Below are 6,597 nucleotides of genomic sequence, written 5' to 3'. Positions count from 1 at the left end.
CGCGCGGAAAGCGCGACCGAGGCCCCGCCTCGCGTTAGTGCCTCAGGTGCTCGGCCGTCCGCTTGTCGGCGGATTCGGTCAAAGGCTGCCCGGATGGCTTCGTGCTGCGGATTTAGCGCTTCGCCGACGACTGACTGAACCGCAACGCGTTGCCGGCTGGGTCGCGGAACGCGCAGTCCCGCACGCCGTAGGGCTGGTCCATCGGTTCCTGGAGCACGTCGGCACCGGAGGCGCTGATCCGCTCGAAGAGCGCGTCGACGTCGTCGGTCGCGAAGTTCACGCCGCGCAGCAGGCCCTTGGCCTGGAGTTCGATGAGCGCCGCACGATCGGCCGCGGTTGCGTTAGGGTCCACGCCCGGCGGCTCGAGCACGATGTTCACCTCGGGCTGCGCGACCGGACCGACCGAGATCCAGCGCATCCCCTCGTACTTGACGTCGTTGCGCACCTCGAGGCCGAGCACATCCTGGTAGAAGGCAAGCGCCTTGTCGTGGTCGTCCACCGAGATGAAGCAGTGCGTGAGCTTGAGGTCCATGGCTACACGCTACGACCGCGGGAGATCCTTCGCCCGCTCATCGCGCAGCGGGCGGGTCACGATCTTGACGTAGCAGGGCGGGATGACGGCACTTTCCTCGTGCGAGCGGGTCCGGTAGGAGCTCGGGCTTTCACCGACCAGTTCGGTGAACCGGGCACTGAACGAGCCCAGCGAGGTGCAGCCGACCTCGATGCAGACCTCCGTGACGGACAGGTCGCCGCGCCGCAGCAGTGCCTTCGCGCGCTCGATCCGTCGCGTCATCAGGTAGCTGTACGGCGTTTCGCCGAACGCGGCCCGGAAGCTGCGCGAGAAGTGCCCTTCCGACATGTACGCGGTTCGCGCGAGAGCGGCCAGGTCGAGCGGCTGCGCGTAGTCGCGGTCCATCTGGTCGCGGGCCCGGCGCAGTCGGACGAGTTCCTCTACGGTCACCCGGCCAGCATCGCATCGGCGGGGTCGATGCTCCAGTGGTTAGTGTGCAAGATCCGGTCGGCGAAGGTCACGTCGCGCTGTCCGTGCAGGGTGAAGCCGAGCGAGCGGCAGATTCCGTTGGAGGGACCGTTGGTGGCGCCGGGGAAGGCGTGCACGCGGCCCCAGCGGCCGTCCTCGTGGGCGAGGCGCAGCAGCTCGCGCACGGCCTGCTTAGCCAGCCCGCGGCCCTGGAACTCGGGCAGGACCATCCAGCCGATCTCGGATACGGGCGCGGGGGCCGGGTCCGCCGGGTCGGGCTCCTCGTCCTCGTGCGACCACAGCACGACGGAACCGGCCACGACGTGTGGCGCGGCCTCGTCCGGGAGGATCATCTTGATCCACCCTGCGCCCGTCACCACGGTCTCCACATCCTGGCGGACTTTCGCCTCCATACCCTCTCGGGGTAGCGGGCCACCGAGCTCGGACATCATGACCGGGTCGCATCGCATCCGGACGTAGGCATCCAGGTCGGCAAGTTCGACGTCGCGCAGGCGCATACGTCCATCGTGCCTGGATGGTCTGACAGGAATTCGGTGGCGCGGTCAGAGAGCGGTGTCTTGGGCGGCGTCTTGGGTCAGGTCGCGGATCTGGACGGACTCGTCGTCGTGGTTCAGCAGGAAGACCTTGTCGCCGCGACGGATCGCCTCGACGCGGGGCGGCAGGCCTGGGAGCACGGGCTCGGCACCGGCCGCGTGACATGCTGCGCCGAGGATTCGAGCAAGGGCAGCCGGCTCGGGGAGGGTGGCGACGTACCAGGCCGTGCCCTCGCCGTGGCTGTTGCGCAGCACAGCGGGGATGCCGGAGAGCGGGCCGCTGGTGAAGGTGGCGACGACGGTCGCACCCTCTGCGGTCAGCCACTCCGCCCACGTCGCGGCCGTAAAGTCGCCGAGTTCGGCCGATTCGACCGTGAGCGGCTCGTCGGGGAGCGGCCAGTACTCTTCGATGCGCAGACCGAGCAGTTCCCGGAACGGAACCGGGTGCCCGCCGAGCCGGATGCGCTCATCGGGGTCTGATACGCCGGAGAACGGGCCCATCACGAGGTGCCCGCCGCGTTCGACGTAGCGCACCAGGTTTGCCGCGGCCACATCCGTGACCTGATACAGGTTGGGTACGACGACCAGTTTGTAAGTGCTCAGATCGGCTTCGGGATGCGCGAAGTCCGCGGTGATGTTCGCGCGCCACAGCGGCGTGTAGTACTCGCGGATCCGGTCGAGATAACGAAATCCACTGTGCGGTTGGTGGTCCAGCTCGACTGCGCGCCAGGCGTCCCAGTCGTGCAGGATCGCCACCTCGGCGGCCACGTTCGTGCCGATCACGTCGTCCAGCTGCGCGAGCTGCTTGCCAAGCTGGCAGATCTCGCGGAAGACGCGGGAATCAGGGCCCGCATGCGGCACCATCGCGCCGTGCGTCCGCTCCGCGCCCTGCTTCGACGCGCGCCACTGGAAATGCAGCACGCCATCCGCGCCACGGGCCACGGCCTGCATGGACCACAGCTGATTGAGTCCGCGGCGTTTCGGCGTCGCGATGTGACGCCACCCGGCGCCGGCCGGCGACTGCTCCATGAGCAGCCACGGCTTGCCGCCACCGAGACTGCGCGTCAGGTCGTGGGTCATGGCGTTGTCGCGGGCCGCGTCGGGATCGTTCGGGTCGGGATAGGTGTCGAGCGAGACCAGGTCTTCCTCGCGTGCCCACCGCCACGAGTCAGTGCCCTTGAAGAAGCCCATGAAATTGGTGGTCACCGGGATCGCCGGGTTATGCGAGCGGACGAGATCGCGCTCGGCGATGAACCCGCCGAGCAGCAGGTCCGAGGCGAAGCGCTGGTAGTCAAGGTCCTGAGTCGGGTTGATCACGTACTGGACCTGCCGGGGCGGGATCACCTCGTCCCAATCGCTGTAGCGCTGCGACCAGAACGCGGTTCCCCAGGCCTCGTTGAGGCCATCCAGGTCGCCGTAACGAACCTGGAGCCAGGTGCGGAAGCGGGCGGCGCAGCGGTCGCAGTGGCAGACGGTGCCGAACTCGTTGCCGATATGCCACATGCGCAGCGCGGGGTGATGCGCGTATCGCCCGCCGAGCGCATCGCTGATCTTGTCAGCGAATTCGCGGTAGACCGACGAGGAGGGGCAATAGGCGTTGCGCGAACCGTAGGTTCGGATCGTTCCATCAGGGTTCTGCGGCAGCGTCTCCGGCCAGCGGTGGTTCATCCATGGCGGCGTAGAGGCGGTCGGAGTGGCAAGGGCGACGCCGATCCCGTTGGCGTGCAACAGGTCCAGCACTTCGTCGAGCCACTCGAACTCGTACACGCCCGGTGTCGGTTCGAGCATCGCCCAGGAGAACACGCCGACCGTGGCCAGGTTCACCCCAGCTTGCCGCATCAGGGCCATGTCCTCCTCCCAGACCTCGCGCGGCCACTGCTCGGGGTTGTAGTCGCCGCCGAACAGGATGCGGTCGGTGAAAGAGGAGGAGGACATGGGCGGTTCCTGATCCTTTGGTACGGACGAGAGGGTTAGAAGAGGAGGCCGAAGGGCGCGACGTCGACGGTCTGGAGCCCGCGGCCGTTGGTAGCCAGGTAAACGCGGCCGAAGTCGTTCGGGTCGCCGGTGATCGCCTGGCCGGTCCAGCCCCAGTTCTGCGCGTCGCTGTTGATCCGGTACCAGGACGCTGCGTTGTCGGTGGACATGAAGACTCCGGTCACGCCGCCGACCACGCCGACCTGGTAGAGCGTCAGGTACTTCGACCAGGGCGCGGCCTTGCCGAAGCCCAGCGTGTAGGACGAACTAGCCGAGTTCACCTTGGTCCAGGTCGCGCCGCCGTCCGCCGAGTGGAACAGGCCGTTATCGAGCCCTGACAGCCACAGGTCGCCGGCCTTGCCTGGAGTCGCCTTCACCTGCGTGTTGTTGCCGCCGGAGAACGCCGTGGTGGTACTGGTGAAGGTGCGGCCGCCGTCAGCGGACTTGTAGAAAGTCCCGTTGGTGCCGTCGATGGCGTAGAAGGCCGAGGAGTCGGCGGCGTCCGCCACAGGCGTGAGACCGGCCGGCAGGCCGCTGGTGGCGGTCCAGGTCTGTCCATCGTCGGTCGAGTAGGACGTGCCGGAACCCGCGTTGGAGGTGTCGCCAGCCGACCACACGATCGTCTTGCCGTCAGCCGACACCGCGACCTTGCCACCGCCGCTGGTCGTCGTCGCGGGCTTGGCGAACGGAGTCCAGGTGCTGCCGCCGTCGGTCGAGTAGGCGCCGAACTGGTTGTTGCTGCCGTATCCGACACGCACGATCAGCGAGCCGTCCGCGGACTGAGCCAAGCCGGTGCCGGAGCTGAGGATCGGGTTCGCCGACATGCCCGTCGCAGGGGATTTAGTCAGCGACGTGTGGCAGAACCCGCCGAGGTCGCCGACCGCGCTGATCAGCTTGCAGGAGCTGGTACCGCGCGGCACCAGCAGGTCGTTGATCGCGGTCTCCTCGATGCCGCGAGCGGCCTTGGAAGAGAAGGTGACCGTGCCGCCGCTGTCCATCGCACCGAGGTTGCGGGTGCCGTACAGCGTCGCGCCGGTGCCATACACGACGTGGTTGGAGTCGAAGGGATCGATCGCCACCGCGCCGATCCACCAGCCGAACTTCGGCGTCGCTCCCCAGGCCAGGTAAGGCGTGTCGGAGATGTCGAGAGTCGTGGACGCGGACACGTCGTGCCACGTCGCGCCGCCGTCCGTGGACCGGTAGAGCGTGTCGATCGGGTTCCACCGGTCGTTGGTGGAGACGATGACAGTGTTCGGATTCTCAGGATCCACCGCGAGGCCGTCGTAGCCGTACCAGTTGTAGGAGGGCGGCGGGGAGACGTCGGTCGGGGTGGTGACTGCTTCGCCGGTCACGCCCTGTGCCGATGAACCGCGTGCGTACTTGTAGAGCTTGCCGGCTCCCATCCAGTACGGGCCGGTGATCTGGTCGTAGACCACGTACAGCGAGCCGTTCGCGGCGAACTGGGCCTTGATCGGGATCGTGCCGGGACCGCCGGAGACCGCGGACCAGGTCTGGCCGCCGTCAGTGGTCTCATATAGCGCGGTCTTGTCCGCGTCGCCGACCACGATGTGCTGCGTCGGCGTGCCACGCCGGTGCTGCTCGGTCTGATCGAAGGTCACGAACTGCAGGCCGCTGGTCGAGTTCGAGCCGAGGTCGGGGAAAGCGGTGTCCTGGGCCCAGGTCGCGCCGCCGTCCGCGGACTTCCACAGACCGTTGTTTCGCGAGGCGAAGTACAAGACGTTGTCGTCGTTCGGATCGACGGCCAGCCGCTCGCCCGAGTCACGGCCCTGATCGTTGGCGCCGAGCAGGATCGGCAGCTGGGTGACCTTCCAGTGCGCGCCATAGTCGTCGGAGCGCAGGATCGCGCCCTTGTTGGCGGCGTTCCAGCTGTCCGCGTACTCGCCGACCGCGGCCCAGACCCGATTCGGATGCAGCGCGGAGGTGGCGACGGACTCGACGCCGAGCTGGTTCCAGTTGTTGAACCCGGTCCAGTCCAACAGCGGGGTCCAGCTCTGGCTGAATGCGTCCCAGCGGTACAGGCCTCCGATGTCAGTGCGCAGATAAGCAAGGCCTGGCTGGGTCGGGTTGTACACGACGCCGGTGATGAAGCCGCCGGCGCCGATCTTGACGTTGCTCCACTGCGGCGCCAGGCCGAAACCAAGGCCGTGGGCCGAGTCGGCGGCCGAGGCCGCGGGGGCGGCGGCCAGTGAGCCGGCCAGCAGCGCCGAGCAGGCGGCCGCGGACAGCAGCGTCCTCTTCATTGAGTCGCGCATGGGTTCGTCCTCGAAGATTGAGTTCCGCCGGGCGGACGAGTGCGGCGCCCGCCCGGCGGAAGACTTGATGAGACGCGAGATCTGTGACGGGGCGGATCAGCCCTTGATCGCGCCGGTGAGCATGCCCTTGGCGAAGTGCTTCTGCACGAACGGGTACACGATCACGATCGGCAACACGGTGAGCACGACCACGGCCATCGACAACGACAGCGGTGAACTCTGCTGGTGGATGCCGCCGTAGCCGCTGTTTGCGACACCTGGCATTGTCATACCGAGGTTTACGTATTGGTACAGCACGTACTGGATCGGCCACTTCTGCTGGTCGGCGGGCATATACAGCATCGCGCCGAAGAAGGTGTTCCAGTAACCGACCGCGTAGAACAGCGTGATGACCGCGGTCACCGCGCGCGAGGTCGGCAGCACGACCGACCACAGGATGCGCCACTCCCCCGCGCCGTCGAGCCGCGCGGCGTCGATCAGGTCGATCGCGGTCCCGGCGAAGAATGAGCGCAGCACCAGGATGTTGAACACGCTGACCGAGCTCGGCAGGATCAGTGCCCAGTACTGGTCATAACCGCCGAGTTCGCTGACCACGATGAAGGTTGGGATCAGGCCGCCGCTGACGAACATGGTGACGATCAGCGTCATCAGGATCGTGCGATGCGCGAAGGACCGGTGGCGCGAGAGCCCGTAGGCGCACAGCACCGAGACCACCATCGAGATCGCGGTACCCACGATGGTGATGCCGAAGGTGACTTCCAGCGCTCGGGTCACCGTGCTGTTCTCGAACACTTGCCGGTACGCGTCGAAGGTCAGC

General features: G+C 67.2%; 6 protein-coding genes. All 6 read right to left on the bottom strand.

Annotated features, from left to right (window positions below; genetic code table 11):
• Nucleotides 1–112: 112 nt before the first annotated feature.
• Nucleotides 113–532 carry a VOC family protein gene (locus tag VN779_RS20095; protein ID WP_325725636.1) on the bottom strand — a complete coding sequence of 140 codons (420 nt, stop codon included), beginning with the start codon at nucleotides 530–532 and terminating at the stop codon, nucleotides 113–115.
• Between the two features lie 9 nt (nucleotides 533–541).
• Nucleotides 542–961: a helix-turn-helix transcriptional regulator gene (locus VN779_RS20090; RefSeq protein WP_325725635.1), complete on the bottom strand. Its 420-nt coding sequence runs from the start codon at nucleotides 959–961 to the stop codon at nucleotides 542–544.
• Nucleotides 958–1,497 carry a GNAT family N-acetyltransferase gene (locus VN779_RS20085; protein WP_325725633.1) on the bottom strand — a complete coding sequence of 180 codons (540 nt, stop codon included), beginning with the start codon at nucleotides 1,495–1,497 and terminating at the stop codon, nucleotides 958–960. Before VN779_RS20085 ends, VN779_RS20090 begins: the two co-directional genes overlap by 4 nt.
• Before the next feature lie 45 nt (nucleotides 1,498–1,542).
• A complete protein-coding gene (locus VN779_RS20080) occupies nucleotides 1,543–3,468 on the bottom strand; it encodes a beta-galactosidase (protein WP_325725631.1) in 1,926 nt (641 codons plus the stop codon).
• A 35-nt stretch (nucleotides 3,469–3,503) separates the two neighbouring features.
• Entirely contained in the window at nucleotides 3,504–5,780 is a 2,277-nt protein-coding gene (locus tag VN779_RS20075; protein WP_325725628.1) for a xyloglucanase, read from the bottom strand.
• Between the two features lie 96 nt (nucleotides 5,781–5,876).
• Nucleotides 5,877–6,597, bottom strand: a 721-nt coding sequence (locus tag VN779_RS20070) for a carbohydrate ABC transporter permease (protein WP_325725626.1), incomplete at its 5' end; no start/stop codon positions are given.

It is taken from the genome of Actinocrinis sp. (assembly GCF_035605935.1).
Lineage (GTDB): Bacteria > Actinomycetota > Actinomycetes > Streptomycetales > Catenulisporaceae > Actinocrinis.
Note: the sequence above shows the minus strand (reverse complement) of the source record. Positions and strands in the feature narration are given on the sequence as shown.